Raw genomic sequence first — 16,629 nt, forward strand, 5'->3', positions numbered from 1 at the left:
AAATGTCACAGCTGACTTCAACCTGATAAAAATCAATGAGTCAGCCAACGGATATTAAACTTTTGACGCTTTCTATTTTAGTCTAAGCTCACTTTTGATGTACTCAGCTAATTGATTGCTTTTGTCATCGCTATCGGTATCGCTATCCGTCTGCTCAGAACTCAAGAGCCAACTCTCAAATGGTGACGCTAGTAATAGAGGGATATCAGTTTGTATATCATTTCCATTTTCGAATTCATTTATAAAGGTAATGCTGACTACTATTAAGCTTTCTCGCAGCCATAGTGGAATCCCCAGCGTTTGATACAGTTTTTTGCCTGCTTGTGGGCGCGTAGCCATCTCGGTCTTTAACCGTTGCTTACGGTCTAACGGCGCTATTTTTAACACTATCTGTTTCGCTATGCCGTCTGTACTGTTTTCCAACAATCGTACCAGCGCATCTACCTTCACTTGCAACTGCCAAGTATAACGACCACTGCTACGCATAGTGAGTGATGTGAAATTATTAGCTGAATGACTAGATGAGTTACTAGATAAGGTCAGTCTGGATAATGGTAGTACCTGCTTGGTCAACGGTACGTTTAGCCAAGACAGCCACTCGCTGCTCATACGATAGAGCTGCTGACGATAGCGCCGAATGGTATAAGACGCCTTGCGACCTTGCCAAAACAGTTCTGTCTGGTGATCTTGGTCATCACGTTGGCTGAGAGTTAGTACATCATCGACGAGTTGCTTAGCAGGTGGTAATGGCTCATCTTGACCGAGCCAATAGTGTAATAGTTGCCGCTGACGATACATGGGTAGCTTTTGCAACACATCGACATTTAGCGAGCGCTGTGTGGGTAAAAATTGCAGGTCTGCACTCTCCGTCTGCTGCATGTCCTGCATAGCTTGAGCATTGACTGTTTCCTGTGCATCACTTAACAGCTGCGTACTTCGAGCGATATTATCAATGACATTAGGATTGTATGTAGCCAGTATTGGCATAATGTCGCGGCGTAGCCCACTACGTACGTTGTCGCCGCTGTCATTGGTAGGATCATCTATATAAGGCAACTCTAAGCGCTTGGCGTAGGCGCTAATAGTGGCTCGTCGTATCGTGAGCCAAGGTCGCCAAAGGATATTGCACTGTGCGCCCTGCGTTTGCACTCGCCATGGCTGCATACCAGACAAGCCGTTAACCCCAGCTCCTTGAATCAATCGCATCAACACCGTTTCAACTTGGTCATCAGCGTGATGTGCTAATAGTAATACATCGTTTTGATTGATATGAGCCCGCATGACGTCATAGCGAGCTTGCCGTGCTGCTTGCTCATCACGCCCATTTACTTGTGCCTGTAAAATGCGACAAGGTATCTGCTGCGCTTGCGCCCAGTTGGCAACATGCTTGGCCCAATGCTGACTATCCGACTGCAAGCCATGATCGACATGTAACAGCTGCGGTAGACATGGCAATTTACCTTGTCGATAGAGCTGCACACACAGCGCCGCAAGTGCCAATGAATCACGCCCACCACTACATGCCAGCCAAAGACGACGACCGTGCAGCTGATCACTATACACAGACATACTGCTTAATAATGCGGTTGCTAGTGTCTCATCCACTGGCAAATCGCCAATTGATTTAATAGGATGTGAGATGATTGCGCTGCTGGTCATAGTCAGCCTTATTTTTAGTTACGTTATATGCTTCATATAATAACAGCCATAAAAAAACGTGCCATTAAATGACACGTTTTTATTTTAGCATTAAGACTCAAACTCTAATATGAAAAGCCTATTATTAATAATAGCGACTTCGTAATGAAGGCGCCATAACAACCAATTAAGCAGGCAACATCACTTCTGAGTTAAAAGACTTTAGTTTTTCATAACGTAGTTCACAACGCTCTTGAGGATCTAAATCTTTAATCTCATCAAGCTGCTCAGTAATCAATGCTTTTAAGGCATTCATTACTGGTTGTGGCTGCACATGTGCGCCTTCGCCCTCTTCGATAACAGCGTCAATCAAACCCATTTGATACAGGTTAATGGCGTTTAATTTTAGTGCTTCACTAGCGTCTTGTGCTTTTTCAGCGGTCTTCCAAAGAATAGAAGCACAGCCTTCTGGCGAGATCACTGAGTAAATACTGTTTTGTAGCATGTTTACTTTATCGCCAACACCAATTGCCAATGCGCCGCCTGAGCCACCTTCACCAATGATAGTCACGATTACAGGCACTTTCAGACTAGAGAATACAGCGATGCTCTCTGCAATCGCTTGCGCCTGTCCGCGCTCTTCTGCGCCAATACCAGGATAAGCACCTTGGGTATCTACAAAGGTCATCACTGGAATGTTAAAGCGCTCTGCCATTTTGACCAAACGAATCACTTTGCGATAGCCTTCAGGATTGGCCATACCAAAGTTATGAGCAATACGCTCACGGGTACTACGACCACGATGCTGACCAATTACCATCACAGGCTGACCATCAAAACGCGCAAGACCACCTAAAATGGCTTTGTCATCGGCAAAAGCACGGTCGCCATGCAACTTGTCAAATTCGGTAAAAAGCTGATTAACATAGTCCATAAATAATGGACGCTTGGCGTGTCGTGCAAGCTGCACACTATCCCAGACAGTGCTCATAGACGCTTCCCTTTAATAATTATACTTAATGTATTTATGTTTAAGAATAATATCGTTATCCGTATTCAGATAATGAAAGTACAGTTGTAAACTCAATAGGAGCTATAGTAGCACATCTTAAATAGCATGACATTATCGACAACGCCGCTTTTGTTACGTTAATCTTTAACTCAATACTTACAATGGTAACTGCTCAACCTCTGGAGTCTCGGCCTCTTGAGCTTCAATCACACTAAGCTGTACGCCCCACTTAGCAAACTGGTCAATCTCAGTACGCAAATCTGCCAGCAAGAACGCATAATGCTCACTGCTATCCGCTAAGGTGATTTGCCAACTGTTTTCAGCGACTACCTTTAGTTCTAGCTCTGGTAGCGCATAATCACTGCGGCTATGATGTGCCAGTACGGCGAGGCGCAATAATAAGCAGAGATAGACCAACTGATCACCACCAATCTGACAAGTCTGCTCTAGCATATCGGCTTTGAGCTTGCGGCGATGGTTCAGCATCAACTGTGCCATGCGTTTTTGATCGACTTGCGAGAATCCTGGAATATCAGAGTATTCAAGTAAATATGCGCTATGCTTGTGATAACTACTGTGACTGATTGCCAGTCCTATCTCATGCAAGAAAGCAGCACGTCTGAGCAAGTCGCAATCATCATTGGACAGCGCAAGCTTGTCTTTTACTTGTTCAAATAAATGACGGCTGGTTTTCACCACTTGCTTGGCTTGCTTTTTGTCCCCTGAATAACGCTTGATTAATGCCAATACACTGCGGTCACGCACATCTTCACTAGCAAAGCGTCCGAGCATATCGTACATAACACCTTCACGTAACGCACCATCTGAGTAGGTAATGGTCTCAACGCCTAATACTTTCATCACCGCGCGCAGCACTGCCACACCAGCAGGAAATACAGCTTTACGATGTTCTTTGACGCCTTCTAACTCGATATCATCGATATTGCCAATTTTAATCAGCAATTTCTCTAATTTTTTGACACCTTTATAAGTAATGCGCTCTTGTTCATCGGCCCAACCTTTTGACACTAGGACATTACGCACCGCTTTAATCGTACCGCTTGAGCCGACCACACTGCTCCAGCCAGTTTTTTGGTAGCGACCATTAATGGCTAAGACTTCTTTGCGTGCACCCGAAATCGCACTATTAAAAGCTTCTTTAGTAATCAGCCCGTCAGCAAAGAATTTTTGGGTAAAAGAAACACAGCCCATTTGTAAACTTTCAGTCAACAATGGATCGAAATTTTGACCAATAATAAACTCTGTCGAACCACCGCCAATATCCATAACCAAGCGCTTATCACTACTCTCGTTGGTATGCGAGACGCCCAAATAAATCAATCGCGCCTCTTCGCGGCCCGCGATAATCTCAATAGGTTTTGGCAGGATTTTATTGGCACGGGAAATAAAATCGTTGGCGTTTTTGGCTTGACGCAATGCATTGGTCGCCACCACACGAATACGCTCTGGCGGTACTGAATCCAAGCGCGCCACAAAGCGGCTTAAACAATCAAGACCGCGCTGCTCGGCTGCTGCGCTTAGGATATTATTTTCGTCCAGACCGGCAGCGAGCTGTACCTTTTCAGACATCGAGACTACTTTTCGCACTTCCCCATGGTCAAGACGAGCAATGGCCAAATGGAAACTGTTGGAACCAATATCGATGGCTGCCATCATTTCATCATCGCCAATAGGCGGATTCGTAAGGTAGTCAATAGGCATAGGACAAGTCGTCACCGTGTTAGAGAGAGTGGATAGTTTACCAAAATCACGTGCTATATAGTTATAAAATCACATGTATAGAAAAAAGTAGTAACCACAAAAATCAGGGCAATTTTATCATTAAAGCATTTATGCCAAACACTCGCAAGCAATGCAAAACTGTAGCAGGGACATCGACGACCACCGTGTAAGCTGACAGGTATCGGCTCAGTATCTAGCGCTTGTGTTACGCATATCGGTTTGCTACATTGAAAGCTATCAACATCATGATAAAAAACCGTTATTTACAGAATTTTTATCCGTATCACTCACTTCAAAAGCCACCAGCTAATCGGTTAAAAACCATCTGTAATTAATAGTCATCAACCTCACCAGCAAGGAAGCTAGTCACATGAATCAGACCATCACAAAAGACGCTACCCAAAATACTGAGACCCCTATCAGCAGCGCTAAAAAAGACATGGTAAAAACTGAAAGTTCGCCTAAACAGGCATTTTATGATTTTTACTTAGATGAGCATCAAAACATGGCCTGTCGCCGCCTACATTTCGCAGGCAGTAGCTTTGGCTTACTTGGACTGGCAACATCTGTCAAAACTGGCTCAGCCAAACCTTTGGTAAAGGGGATTGCCGCTGGATATGCTTGTGCATGGGTTGGACATTTTTTCTTTGAAAAGAACAAACCCGCTTCTTTTAAGTTTCCATTGAAAAGCTTTGTCAGTGATTTTCGTATGTATAGCGATGTGCTACGAGGCAATCTGAGCTTGAGAGATCGCAAGTTTGATAAAGCACGATAACGTTTAGTCGTCATATAAATTAAATGACAAACTTTATATTCTTCCCAATACGATTATAAATAAGATATCGATAAACAAAAAAACCAGCAGAGATCACAGGACGATCTTGCTGGTTTTTTAAACTGCAACTTTTTAACGAGCTAATAACTTACATAGCTAAACTATGCTTTTGCCATTTCTGCAAATATCTCATCAGCTGCCTTGATTGACGCATCAATATCTTCATCGCTATGTTTGATAGACATAAAGCCTGCTTCATAAGCTGACGGTGCCAAGTAAATACCGCGATCTAGCATACCGTGGAAGAAAGTATTGAATACGTCCATATCGCACTCTGTCACGTCATCGAAGTTCTTTGGTGTTTCAGTTGCGCCGTCTTTGACAAAGAACATGCCAAACATGCCGCCAAGCTTATTGGTACGTAGATGAATACCATGTTTGTCAGCTGCCGCTTGGAAACCGTCTACTAGGTGATCAACTTTCGCTGCTAACTCGTCGTAGAAACCTTCTGCTGTTAAGTCCTCAAACATGGCGATACCAGCGCGCATCGCTAGTGGATTGCCTGATAATGTACCAGCTTGATAGACACCGCCAAGTGGCGCGATGCAAGACATGACTTCTTTTTTACCACCGAAAGCACCAACAGGTAAGCCAGCACCGATGATTTTACCAAAGCAAGTTAAATCAGGATCGATACCGAAATGGGCTTGCGCACCGCCAAGACCAACGCGGAAGCCCGTCATCACTTCATCAAAGATTAATACCGCGCCATTAGCCGTACATTCTGCGCGCAACGTATCATGGAATTCTTGTGTCGGAATGACCATGTTCATGTTGCCAGCGATAGGCTCTAAGATAACGCAAGCGACTTCTTCGCCCCATTTCTCAAAACAATCTTTAATCGCTTGCGGATCATTATAAGGAATCGTAATAGTATGCTTAGCAAAATCTGCTGGCACACCTTTTGACGTTGGCTCACCAATATCAAGCATGCCAGAGCCAGCTTTTACTAGCAGGCTGTCTGAATGCCCATGGTAGCAGCCTTCAAACTTAACGATTTTGTCACGCTGAGTATAACCACGTGCTAAGCGAATCGCACTCATGGTCGCTTCTGTACCAGAGCTGGTCATACGAATCATCTCAACGCTAGGCACGATTTCACAAATCTTATCAGCAACCGTAGTTTCAAACGGCGTTGGTGTACCAAAGCTTAGACCATCATCGGCCGCTTTTTTCACCGCATCGATGACTTTTGGGTGTGCATGACCCAAAATCATTGGGCCCCAAGAGCCAACATAGTCAATATAAGCATTGTCTTCGGTATCATAAATTTTGCTACCGTTGGCACGGTGCATAAAGATTGGCGTACCACCGACTCCAGCAAAGGCGCGGACTGGCGAGTTAACGCCACCTGGGATATGTTTACTGGCTTGTGCAAAGAGCTGTTCGTTTTTAGTACTCATAGTTATTCTCTACTCATAGGTTCTATATTTTATAACTTCTATATTTTTTGACTAAACGTATATTTTATATTTGTTTATTATCGAATTTTTCAAGCACGTTTGGCTTACTAGGCTTTTTTGACCACAGAAGACTTGAGCTTCATTGGCCCATAGCCATCAAGTTTGCAGTCGATATCATGACCGTCAGTAGCATCTGGCAACAGGCGAATGCTTTTCGCTTTCGTCCCGACTTTAATCACAATTGAAGAGCCTTTGACTTTTAGGTCTTTAATGACCGTCACCGCATCGCCGTCCTGTAGCTCATTGCCAACAGCATCACGAATAACTGCGTCTTGATCTTCAGCTTGCGCTGCATCAGTCTCAGCCGCCGTCCATTCATGAGCACACATAGGACATACCAGTAACGCACCATCTTCGTACGTATATTCAGCATCACATTTAGGGCAATTTGGTAAGCTCATTATTTCCTCGGCAGCCATCGTACATTAGGTTAATTGTGGAGCTGATATTGTACCGTAACTCACCATCTTTAACCAATTTGTACGCTTGAAAATCAAACGCTACGCCCAATTTAACACTTAACTCGTCGCTTATTGATGACATTTTTTATGACAGGGTTTTTTATGGTACTCTTCTTAGCCTCATCTAGATTTATGTGCACAGATACTGTCAATGATAAAAGCGCCCATATAATTTTTCATTACTTCGATTTACCCTCTATATTATTACTAAGTAAGCTCTCATCAGAAGGATAATAACAATGACTCAGTCTTCAAATTTATCAGCTGTACCGCAGTTTTCGCAATTAACTATCCAAGGCGAAGACGCCGAAAAATTCTTGCAAGGGCAATTAACTTGTGACGTTACCAAGCTCGGGCTTAGCTATCAGGCAGCTGCCATCGGTAACTTAAAAGGTCGTATTGAGTTCGGTATCTGGATCAAAAAACAAGCAGAAAAACATTATGATGTGGTCATAAGTAGCGATTGTGCTGAGTCTTTGCAGGCGCATCTCAATAAGTACGGGGCATTTTCTAAATTTGAGACCAGTGCACCAGCAGCGGTTTATCCTTGCGTGCTAGCAAATGAGCCAACTTTTAGCCATAAAGACGACCATAATACTGCTGAGGATACGCAGGCTTGGATGGCATGCAGCTTAGCTACTGGTAATTATTGGATTGTAGCTGCGACTCAAAGTGAGTTTCAACCGCAAGAGCTGCGCCTGCATCAGCGCGGCGGCATGGACTATGATAAAGGCTGCTACTTGGGCCAAGAAGTCATCGCTCGCATCTACTTTAAATCTGCACCCAAAGCATTTTTACACTATGTGCAAGGTACTGGTGAAGCACCAAGCGCAGGTGACAAGCTCGATAAAATCCAAGTGGTCAATGCGATGAAAAATGACGATGGCTTTACCGCTTTGGTCGTGGCACGCCCTGAACAATTGGCAGAGAGTGATCTGAGCATATTGGACTTGCCAGTTGCACTACAAGTAGATGTGGCACGCCCAAAATAGAAGCACATCGAATCAGGCAAGCGACGCAGCTAAGGTGATGGTAGTTTAATACAACGCGACCGTCATGACTAACATGAGCATAGAGAATCCTATGACACATATTGCGGTACTCGGAGCAGGCGTGGTGGGCGTGACCACCGCATGGTATCTACGTCAAGCAGGCTATGATGTGACCGTGATTGAACGCGAACCGGCAGCAGGTATGCAGACATCGTTTGCCAATGGTGGACAAATATCTGTCTCACATGCCACGCCTTGGGCCAATCCTGCGACTCCGATGAAAGCGCTCAAGTGGTTGTTTAAAGAAGATGCTCCGCTACTATATCGCTTGCGTGCGGATAAAGCGCAGCTCAAATGGGCCATGCAGTTTCTGCAAGAGTGCCGCGCCGATAGAGCCGATGCCAATCTGGTGCAAATGGTGCGCCTAGGTCTATATTCAAGAGATACCTTACAACAGCTGCGCGCGGATATTGGCATCAACTATGAACAGCAAACACGCGGTATCATGCATTTTTATACCAATCAGGCAGAGTTTGATGCGGCTATCGAACCAACTGAACGCATGCAAGCCCTCGGTTGTGAGCGCCATGTGATTGATATCAATAATGCCGTCAACTTAGAACCAGCGCTTTACCCAATTGCTCATAAGCTCACTGGAGCGACTTATACCAGTCGTGATGAGTCTGGCAATGCGCACCTGTTTACCCAGCGCTTGGCGCAGCGCTGTATCGATGCGGGTGTGCAATTCTTATATGATACCGAGATATTAGCACTCAATACTGACGCTCACTCTGCGCGTCCGCATGTGCACAGTATTACTATCCGTCCAAAAAACGAAAATGCGCAGACCTTTACGGCTGATAGTCATGTGGTCGCGCTTGGCAGCTATAGCGTACCTTTGCTAAAACCATTGGGCATCCATGTACCTATTTTCCCTGCGAAGGGATATTCGGCTACCTATACGGTGAATCCACGCGCGCCGCACTTAGCGCCTTTTGTCAGTCTGATTGATGATGAGTTTAAGCTAGTCACCTCACGACTGGGTGATAAATTGCGAGTCGCTGGTACAGCAGAATTCAATGGCTATAACCTAGATTTAAATGCTACGCGCTGTGAAGCCATCACTCGCCGTGTACAGCAATTATTCCCGAAAGGCATTATCGCAAACTCGGTGCAATATTGGACAGGACTGCGCCCGATGACCCCATCGAACGTGCCTTTGATTGGTCGCGCACACTGCGGTCAAGTCAAACATAGTAGTCATAACGCTTCAGCCACTTTTGACAATTTATGGCTGAACACTGGACATGGCACATTAGGGTGGACACACTCTTGCGGCTCTGCAAAAGCCCTTAGTTTGCTAATCCAAGGCGAAACCCCTAATGTCGATTTTGATTTTATCGGCATGAGCGTTTGATCGGCTCAGCGATATATTTAAATTGCAAAAAAAAGGCGCTCACTTTACGTAAACGCCTTTTTTGTATGTCTATGAACTTGCGATTAATTTTATGCTAGTGCGCCTTCTGCTACAGTCTCTGTAGCAGTAGATAAACTATCTACACCCATATCCAATGCTTCTAAGTGCACAGGCACACCGTTAACGGCAGCATTACCACTCAACTGATCAATCAACGTCTCATCGGTCAAATCGTTGACGCTAACCCCTGCATGCGCTTGCGCAATCTTTTGCTTAACCCCTTTGCGACCGTGACCAAAGCCATGCGGGATACTGACCACTCCTGGCATCAGCTCATCCGTCACTTCTGCTGCAATAACCACGCTACTCACTCGAGAAGTTACTCTGACATCTTGGCCGTCTGCAATGCCATGTTGCGCTGCCGTTTGCGGATGCAACATTAATGTACAGCGAGATTTACCTTTTACCAATCGATGGCTATTGTGCAACCATGAATTGTTGCTACGTACATGACGACGACCGATTAGCAAAATCTCATTACTGTTGTACTCTTGCACCATTTCTTTAACACGGGCCAAATCTGACTGATAAAAATCGACATGAAGATGAATTTGTTTGTCGGCGTGTTTGATTGCCTCTGGCAACATACGATGTAGCGGACCCAAATCGATACCATGCGGATTTTCGACTAATGCTTCAAATGTCACCTCTTTATAAGGGCCATACTTTAGGCCTTGCTCCAACAAAAACTTAGGACCAAAGGCTTTTGTCGCGGCACGTTCTTTTTGCGTTGCTTCTGGTGCATCTTTGTCTAAGCGCTCTGCCAATCCTAAATAAATCTCCCAGTCATGTTTGGTGTCGTCGGTTTTATCAAACAAAGCAGGCGAATATTTGGCGACATTGTGCACGGCAAAACCATTAAAAGTAATGTCATAATGGTCGCGCTCTAATGGCGATACAGGCGGCAGAATAATATTGGCATGGCGACTGGTCTCAGTCACAAAGTAATCAAGCGAAACCATAAACTCTAACTGAGATAATGCTTCGTCTAACTTTTCACCATTCGGGGTACTCAGAACAGGATTACCAGCGACCGTAACGAATCCTTTTAACTGGCCTTCCCCTTCTACCAACATTTCATCCGCCATCGCAACCACTGGATACTCACCATTAAAATCTGGTAAGTTGCTGACGCGGCTATGACGTTTACCCAAATAACCTGGGCCAGAACTGTTCACAACATCGACAGCAGGATTTGGGAACATGAGTCCACCCACTTCATCTAAGCGGCCCGTGACGATATTGATAACCATAGATAGATATTGGCTTAGCAAACCAAACTCTTGCACCGAGATGCCCATACGGCCATAACAAACTGAGCTTTCCGCCTCACAAAACTCTTTGACAATACGTTTGATTTCGGCTGCGGTAATACCCGTGATACCTGCCACTGACTCAGGTGTGTATTGTTCAGCAAACAAAGCAAGTCGATCGATCTCTGGTGCCAAGGCAGCCACTCTAGTATCAAGCTTTGCATAGCCTTGCGTATAGATTTCATTTAGCATGGCCAATAGCAGCAATACGTCCGTCGCTGGACGAATAAAGTGGTGCTCACTAGCGATATCTGCGGTTTCGGTACGTCTTGGATCGATCACCACCACTTTACCGTCGCGGGCTTTGATGTCTTTTAGTTTTTGGCGCATATTGGGCGCAGTCATGATACTGCCGTTAGAAGCCAACGGATTACCACCGATGATAAGCATATATTGTGTGTTATTGACATCAGGAACTGGAATACGCAGCATGTGACCAAATAGATGCATGCTAATAATATGATGTGGCAGCTGGTCGATAGAAGTGGCAGAAAAACGACTGCGCGTCTTTAAACTGGTAAGCAGTTGTTTGATGGTCAACATACCGCCCATGTTATGTACGTTAGGATTACCCAAATAAACACCCAACGCATTTTGACCATACTTTTGCTGTATGGATTGAATACCTGCGGCGACTTTATCCAACGCTTCTGGCCAACTAATAGATTTCCAACCGTCAGCCGTTCTCTCTACTGGCTGACGCAAACGGTCAGGATCTTCATGCAAATCTTGCAAAGCAGTGGCTTTCGGACAAATATAGCCTTGCGAAAAGGGATCGTTTTTATCCCCTTTAATCGACAAGACTTTTTCGCCATCATGTTTTATTTCGACGCCGCACATTGCCTCGCACAATGTACAAGTTCTAAAATGTGTTTGCGCTTCGCCTAACGTTGGTGCAGCCGTGGTTGTGGCCATAATCACTCTCCCTGTTGTGTTTTTTTCTAGATTTGATGACAATAATTTTTGCTTATTATCACTACTGACTAGTCTTGCTTCCGTGCAAAAAATTGGCGAACAGTGCATCAAAGCTGATACTCAAGGTGGCAATCGCTTGTTGTCTTGAGTAACGCTGCTGATGACAGCCCAATATCAACTCATGTACTTGTGCCGCCGCCATATCGACGCATAGATTGACAGCACTACGCTCGCAAGTACGATTGGATAACTGTAATCCCTGAATAAATATCTCTGTCCATTCTTCTTGTATTTCGGTAATCAGATTGCCCAGTCCATTATTCAATGATGACTGGTTTTCTATACTGTCACTAAATCTAGGACGGTCTTCGAGCAAGTGTTGAAACAATGCGATATTCTCAAATGCAGAATCAAAAATCATCATCAGACATTGTCGACATTGCTGATTAAACTGATCTTTATTCAACAGGTCATAATCTTTGAGCATGTTGACCCATGCCAGTCGCATCGGTGATAGATAATTGTCTTTTAGTTGGGTGCTTAGCTCGTTTTGTAGCGCCTCTAGACTCTCAAAATGATTGTAAAAACTGGGCTGGGCAATACCTGCACCTTTGGCAATTTTATTCATGCTCATGCCCTGGGCACCTTCCAAACTATACAACCGCAAGGCACTTTTTAATAACGCACGCCGAGTCTTGGCTTTTGCCAGCTCACGTTTGGACTCTACTGGGACTGTCAAATCTTGTATTAATACATTCAATGCAGAGGTCTTCCTATTCAATAGATAATTATATCGACACACCAGTAATTTACCTTAGGTGCTATTGTGCCAAAAAAATGTGATGATAATGGTCAATTGCCGACAGCGAATATCTTAGCTATAAGGTTATAGTCATTTAAACCATATGTCTATAGCCAAACCCATAGTAGAACTCATGCTTCACAAAACAACCATTTCTAGGCCACCATCATGACATCACCTGTACTCTCCCCTTTAGTGCTGCCTTGTGGCGCTACATTACCCAACCGCTTAGCGAAAGCTGCCATGGAAGAAAACATGGCTGATATCGGTCAAGTTCCTGGCCCTACTCTGCTCCGTCTATATAAAAACTGGGCAGAAGGCGGGACAGGCCTGTTAATCACGGGAAACGTGATGGTCGATGGCCGCGCTATGACAGGGCCTGGCGGTGTCGTATTAGACAAACACAGTGAGATAACGCCTTTTAGAGCGTGGGCAAATGCTGCCAAGCACAACAATACGCAGGTTTGGATGCAGCTCAATCATCCTGGCCGTCAAGTATATGATGCCATGGGCGGCGATGTGCTATCACCTTCTGACGTGGCTATCGACTTGGGTAAGCACTCTCATCTATTTGGCAAACCGCGCGCGATGACGCAGCAAGATATCAAGCAACTGATCCAGCGGTTTGCCGATAGTGCACTAAAAGCAGAGCAAGCTGGCTTCGATGGTGTACAAATTCATGCCGCCCACGGCTATCTAATTTCTCAATTTTTATCACCGCTTACCAACAAACGTAAAGATGAATACGGCGGTTCGATTGAGAATCGGATGCGACTATTAATCGAAGCAATCAAAGCCGTTCGTGCTCAAGTTGCGCCTACCTTTGCAGTCGCTGTGAAGATAAACTCGGCCGATTTCCAGCGCGGAGGATTTGATGCAGATGATGCCAAAGTGGTTATTTCAGCGATGAATGAATTGACCGTAGATTTGGTCGAATTATCAGGTGGCAGCTACGAAAGCCCAGCCATGCAAGGCAGCACAGCAGATGGTCGCACGTTGCAACGAGAAGCTTACTTTTTAGATTTCGCAAAGGAGATTGCTCAAGTCGCTACCATGCCTATCATGACGACAGGTGGCGTTAGGCGATTGGCTGTCGCAGAAGATGTACTGGCGCAAGGAATTGATGTGGTTGGTATGGGAACTGCATTAGCCATGAACCCTGCTCTACCGAATGACTGGAAAAATGATAGTACGCTTAGTGCTCACAATCCTGTGGTACGCTGGAAAGATAAAACCTTAAGTGCGGTTGCTACTATGGCTGTCATCAAGCGACAATTACAGCGCATGGGGCAAGGAAAGTCACCCAAACCCAATGCCTCGCCAATTTTCTCATTGATTTCTGATCGTATACGAATAAAGAAACTCACCAAACGCTATCATCAGTATTTGAATAAATATTCGGCGAAATAACTTTCAATCAATTTCAAAGACAATAAAAAAGCAGCTACTCTATTTTTGAGCCTCTGCTTTCTTATTTACATAAGTATTTTTGGATAAATAATATATTTTTTTAATATTCATATAAAAAACAAGTTCATAGAATAAATTATTCTCACGCATAGTAGACGCAATTTACGTGGCAATACTACAGCAGCCCTGTAGATAACACTTAGTAAACGCCCACTATAATTAAGTAACACTATAAACATAGCATATACAGACAGCTGAATTGAAAAGCCCTATATTTGATCTCACAAGATATTTGGAACCAATCACTTATCCTTGTGCAATACAATTAGAATAAAAATTAAATAGTATTATCAGTAATCGAAATCGTGAAATAAGAACCAAAATAGTTATTAAGAAATAAATCAAACACAATAGGTTCAATAAAAGGAATAATACAATGAACGAACATACTCTAAAAGGCGAATGGAACCAGATGAAAGGTTCAGTTAAACAAAAATGGGCCGAGCTAACAGACGATGACCTTACCCATATCGAAGGTAGCCGTGACAAGCTAGTAGGCCGTGTACAAGAGCGTTATGGTCATGCCAAAGAAGACGCAGAGCGTGAAGTAGACGACTGGCGTGTAGAAAACAAATATTAATATATTCATTGCATGCTTATTCGCTGCATAGTTACTGTACTAAATAAACTGAAAAACTGCATAGAAATATATGCGGTTTTTTTATGGCAGATTTATACTATACAGATAAGCTGTTGGAGAAATAAATTACCATTCTCCAGACACGATAAAACCGCATAGCAATCAATTGTTATGCGGTTTTATTGTTAACTATCCATGTTACCTATCACGACTGCTTTTCATGCATCCTTGCACAAATATTCAGTATATTGTGATACTGGGCATCCTGCCCTTTTTACTACACTACAGCTTCAGTATTACTTGCTGCTATCAGCAAAGGGACTGTGTCCTTACTTCAATCGCTATTGTCATCCTGACGCCAGTTATCGAATCATTATCCTTAATGCGGTCAACTCAATCCTTGAGTCACATTCCCTAATGCCGTGTGACTATAATGCCTAACTCTCACTCGTATGTTAAGTCGCGTAAACGTCATTACGTGTAAGCATATGCTTACAACAAACTATTTTACTTGCCACAATTATTACAACTTATTAACGCAAATGACACCTACCGCAAAGTTTTGTGCTCTATTATAGATAATGTAAGGAAATATTTCGAAAAATAAATCACTAGAGAGACTTATTGATTACGAACTCATTTAACGCACAAAAATATCTTAAAAATCTTATAGTTATAGCAAATATAGATACTTCTAACATATATCGCCTACTTCATACCATTATAGGATACTGCTCCATGAAAACGATAAAACCCTTCTCTATTAAGGCCACTTTATCTACTGGTCTTGTCGTCGCGTTATTAGGTACGACAGTGGGTTGTGCGGTTGTAGGCTCAGGATATGACAATCAGCCCGTATATCGTGGTGATAATAGCCAAAACAATAATTTTAATCGCGTAAGGCAGCAGCTTCGACAAGACTTGCGCCGCAAAGGCTATCAGGTTATAGATATCAGAGCTGATAGTTACCGTGGTGATCGAGCTCTTACGGCTTATGCTAAAAAGAACAACCAGGCCTACGAGCTAAAATATACTTACCCTGCCCTAAGACTCATCAGCTCAAGCAAAAAAGCATGGCCAGATAACTGGGACAATAATAAATCGCAAAATAATAATGGCCGCTATAAAGAAAACAAGCATAAAGATAATTATCAGAATGGTCAGCGTTATAAAAAAGGCGATATCGAAGACACTATTAAAAGAGAATCACGTTACCCAGCTATCAAACGCCGTGCTGTCAATAAAGTAAGGGCTATGGGCTACCGTGTTGAAGATATCGAACTTGAAGAAAAAAACAAGCGAGGCATCTTTGAGATTGAGGCCAAACGCGGTTCACAGAAGTACGAAATATTATTAAGTTATCCAAATTTAGATGTGATCAAAGTCAGAAAAGATTGATCGCTTTCAGCATTTTCAGCTAACTACCTCGGTAAATTTAACTTTTACCCATATTGAGCAACGATATATTATTAGGAAATCATTATGAAAACTCTATCATTTTCAACATTAAAAACGGTAGCGACTGGCAGCATAGTCGCAGCTTTATTGGCAGTGACCACAGGCTGTGTGACTGCGCCTAGCGGCTACAATGGCTATGACGACCTTTATGAGCACACTCATAAGGACAATAAAGGTCATAAAAAACACAAAGATAAAAAGAATGACAAAGACAGCTATGTCTCCGTTGTCGAGCAACGAGCTGCTAGTAAAGTCCGTAGCATGGGATATCGCGTCAAAGACGTCAAATATAAAAATGGTGACCGTAAGATTAAGATAAAGGCTGAACGTGGACGCGACGATTATAAAATCGAGCTAGGCTATCCAAGCTACAACGTGATTAAGCTTAAAAAAGATTAATCAGTTGTTAGAGGCTGATATTCACTGTTAATATTCAGTTGGAACCTTAAGAATCTTATAACCAAATAAGT

14 protein-coding genes are annotated in these 16,629 nt (G+C 43.6%); 7 read left to right on the forward strand and 7 right to left on the reverse strand.

What is annotated here, in order from left to right:
- Positions 1 to 72: 72 nt before the first annotated feature.
- From tilS to ppx, 3 genes are all read right to left on the reverse strand, one after another.
- On the reverse strand, positions 73 to 1,659 hold the full coding sequence (gene tilS, locus ACQKC9_RS07430; RefSeq protein ID WP_427621198.1) for a tRNA lysidine(34) synthetase TilS: 1,587 nt from the start codon (positions 1,657 to 1,659) through the stop codon (positions 73 to 75).
- Positions 1,660 to 1,825: 166 nt separating this feature from the next.
- On the reverse strand, positions 1,826 to 2,629 hold the full coding sequence (locus ACQKC9_RS07435) for an acetyl-CoA carboxylase carboxyltransferase subunit alpha (protein WP_427621200.1): 804 nt from the start codon (positions 2,627 to 2,629) through the stop codon (positions 1,826 to 1,828).
- Between the two features lie 177 nt (positions 2,630 to 2,806).
- The gene (ppx, locus tag ACQKC9_RS07440) at positions 2,807 to 4,372 is read right to left on the reverse strand and encodes an exopolyphosphatase (protein WP_201548998.1); all 1,566 of its coding nucleotides are present in this window, start codon (positions 4,370 to 4,372) and stop codon (positions 2,807 to 2,809) included.
- Positions 4,373 to 4,832: 460 nt separating this feature from the next.
- On the opposite strand from ppx, the gene ACQKC9_RS07445 reads away from it, so the two are divergent.
- Positions 4,833 to 5,168: an Mpo1-like protein gene (locus ACQKC9_RS07445; protein ID WP_427621421.1), complete on the forward strand. Its 336-nt coding sequence runs from the start codon at positions 4,833 to 4,835 to the stop codon at positions 5,166 to 5,168.
- Between the two features lie 161 nt (positions 5,169 to 5,329).
- Here ACQKC9_RS07445 and hemL read toward each other — a convergent pair whose 3' ends face one another.
- On the reverse strand, positions 5,330 to 6,631 hold the full coding sequence (gene hemL / locus ACQKC9_RS07450) for a glutamate-1-semialdehyde 2,1-aminomutase (RefSeq protein ID WP_427621202.1): 1,302 nt from the start codon (positions 6,629 to 6,631) through the stop codon (positions 5,330 to 5,332).
- A 107-nt stretch (positions 6,632 to 6,738) separates the two neighbouring features.
- A complete protein-coding gene (locus ACQKC9_RS07455; RefSeq protein ID WP_057758016.1) occupies positions 6,739 to 7,092 on the reverse strand; it encodes a zinc ribbon domain-containing protein YjdM in 354 nt (117 codons plus the stop codon).
- Between the two features lie 299 nt (positions 7,093 to 7,391).
- On the opposite strand from ACQKC9_RS07455, the gene ACQKC9_RS07460 reads away from it, so the two are divergent.
- Together ACQKC9_RS07460 and ACQKC9_RS07465 are read left to right on the forward strand one after the other, a co-directional pair.
- Positions 7,392 to 8,144 carry a YgfZ/GcvT domain-containing protein gene (locus ACQKC9_RS07460; protein ID WP_427621203.1) on the forward strand — a complete coding sequence of 251 codons (753 nt, stop codon included), beginning with the start codon at positions 7,392 to 7,394 and terminating at the stop codon, positions 8,142 to 8,144.
- A 91-nt stretch (positions 8,145 to 8,235) separates the two neighbouring features.
- On the forward strand, positions 8,236 to 9,561 hold the full coding sequence (locus ACQKC9_RS07465; protein ID WP_427621205.1) for a D-amino acid dehydrogenase: 1,326 nt from the start codon (positions 8,236 to 8,238) through the stop codon (positions 9,559 to 9,561).
- Between the two features lie 89 nt (positions 9,562 to 9,650).
- Here the strand turns inward: ACQKC9_RS07465 and ACQKC9_RS07470 are convergent, their stop codons facing one another.
- Positions 9,651 to 11,849: a molybdopterin oxidoreductase family protein gene (locus tag ACQKC9_RS07470; RefSeq protein WP_427621206.1), complete on the reverse strand. Its 2,199-nt coding sequence runs from the start codon at positions 11,847 to 11,849 to the stop codon at positions 9,651 to 9,653.
- A gap of 61 nt (positions 11,850 to 11,910) precedes the next feature.
- The gene (locus ACQKC9_RS07475) at positions 11,911 to 12,609 is read right to left on the reverse strand and encodes a TetR/AcrR family transcriptional regulator (RefSeq protein WP_427621207.1); all 699 of its coding nucleotides are present in this window, start codon (positions 12,607 to 12,609) and stop codon (positions 11,911 to 11,913) included.
- A 210-nt stretch (positions 12,610 to 12,819) separates the two neighbouring features.
- On the opposite strand from ACQKC9_RS07475, the gene ACQKC9_RS07480 reads away from it, so the two are divergent.
- The 4 genes from ACQKC9_RS07480 (at position 12,820) to ACQKC9_RS07495 (ending at position 16,558) form a co-directional block, all read left to right on the forward strand.
- A complete protein-coding gene (locus ACQKC9_RS07480) occupies positions 12,820 to 14,061 on the forward strand; it encodes an NADH:flavin oxidoreductase/NADH oxidase family protein (protein ID WP_427621208.1) in 1,242 nt (413 codons plus the stop codon).
- A gap of 436 nt (positions 14,062 to 14,497) precedes the next feature.
- Entirely contained in the window at positions 14,498 to 14,701 is a 204-nt protein-coding gene (locus tag ACQKC9_RS07485) for a CsbD family protein (RefSeq protein ID WP_057758006.1), read from the forward strand.
- Between the two features lie 738 nt (positions 14,702 to 15,439).
- On the forward strand, positions 15,440 to 16,099 hold the full coding sequence (locus tag ACQKC9_RS07490) for a hypothetical protein (protein WP_427621210.1): 660 nt from the start codon (positions 15,440 to 15,442) through the stop codon (positions 16,097 to 16,099).
- Positions 16,100 to 16,183: 84 nt separating this feature from the next.
- Entirely contained in the window at positions 16,184 to 16,558 is a 375-nt protein-coding gene (locus tag ACQKC9_RS07495) for a hypothetical protein (protein WP_394124581.1), read from the forward strand.
- Positions 16,559 to 16,629: the final 71 nt, after the last annotated feature.

The sequence above is a fragment of the Psychrobacter sp. NPDC078409 genome, from assembly GCF_050268505.1.
GTDB lineage: Bacteria > Pseudomonadota > Gammaproteobacteria > Pseudomonadales > Moraxellaceae > Psychrobacter.

Excerpts from the sequence above, each read along its gene's own strand:
- tilS (WP_427621198.1), bottom strand. The coding sequence starts at position 1,659 with ATGACCAGCAGCGCAATCATCTCACATCCTATTAAATCAATTGGCGAT.
- ACQKC9_RS07435 (WP_427621200.1), bottom strand. The coding sequence starts at position 2,629 with ATGAGCACTGTCTGGGATAGTGTGCAGCTTGCACGACACGCCAAGCGT.
- ppx (WP_201548998.1), bottom strand. The coding sequence starts at position 4,372 with ATGCCTATTGACTACCTTACGAATCCGCCTATTGGCGATGATGAAATG.
- ACQKC9_RS07445 (WP_427621421.1), top strand. The coding sequence starts at position 4,833 with ATGGTAAAAACTGAAAGTTCGCCTAAACAGGCATTTTATGATTTTTAC.
- hemL (WP_427621202.1), bottom strand. The coding sequence starts at position 6,631 with ATGAGTACTAAAAACGAACAGCTCTTTGCACAAGCCAGTAAACATATC.
- ACQKC9_RS07455 (WP_057758016.1), bottom strand. The coding sequence starts at position 7,092 with ATGAGCTTACCAAATTGCCCTAAATGTGATGCTGAATATACGTACGAA.
- ACQKC9_RS07460 (WP_427621203.1), top strand. The coding sequence starts at position 7,392 with ATGACTCAGTCTTCAAATTTATCAGCTGTACCGCAGTTTTCGCAATTA.
- ACQKC9_RS07465 (WP_427621205.1), top strand. The coding sequence starts at position 8,236 with ATGACACATATTGCGGTACTCGGAGCAGGCGTGGTGGGCGTGACCACC.
- ACQKC9_RS07470 (WP_427621206.1), bottom strand. The coding sequence starts at position 11,849 with ATGGCCACAACCACGGCTGCACCAACGTTAGGCGAAGCGCAAACACAT.
- ACQKC9_RS07480 (WP_427621208.1), top strand. The coding sequence starts at position 12,820 with ATGACATCACCTGTACTCTCCCCTTTAGTGCTGCCTTGTGGCGCTACA.
- ACQKC9_RS07485 (WP_057758006.1), top strand. The coding sequence starts at position 14,498 with ATGAACGAACATACTCTAAAAGGCGAATGGAACCAGATGAAAGGTTCA.
- ACQKC9_RS07490 (WP_427621210.1), top strand. The coding sequence starts at position 15,440 with ATGAAAACGATAAAACCCTTCTCTATTAAGGCCACTTTATCTACTGGT.
- ACQKC9_RS07495 (WP_394124581.1), top strand. The coding sequence starts at position 16,184 with ATGAAAACTCTATCATTTTCAACATTAAAAACGGTAGCGACTGGCAGC.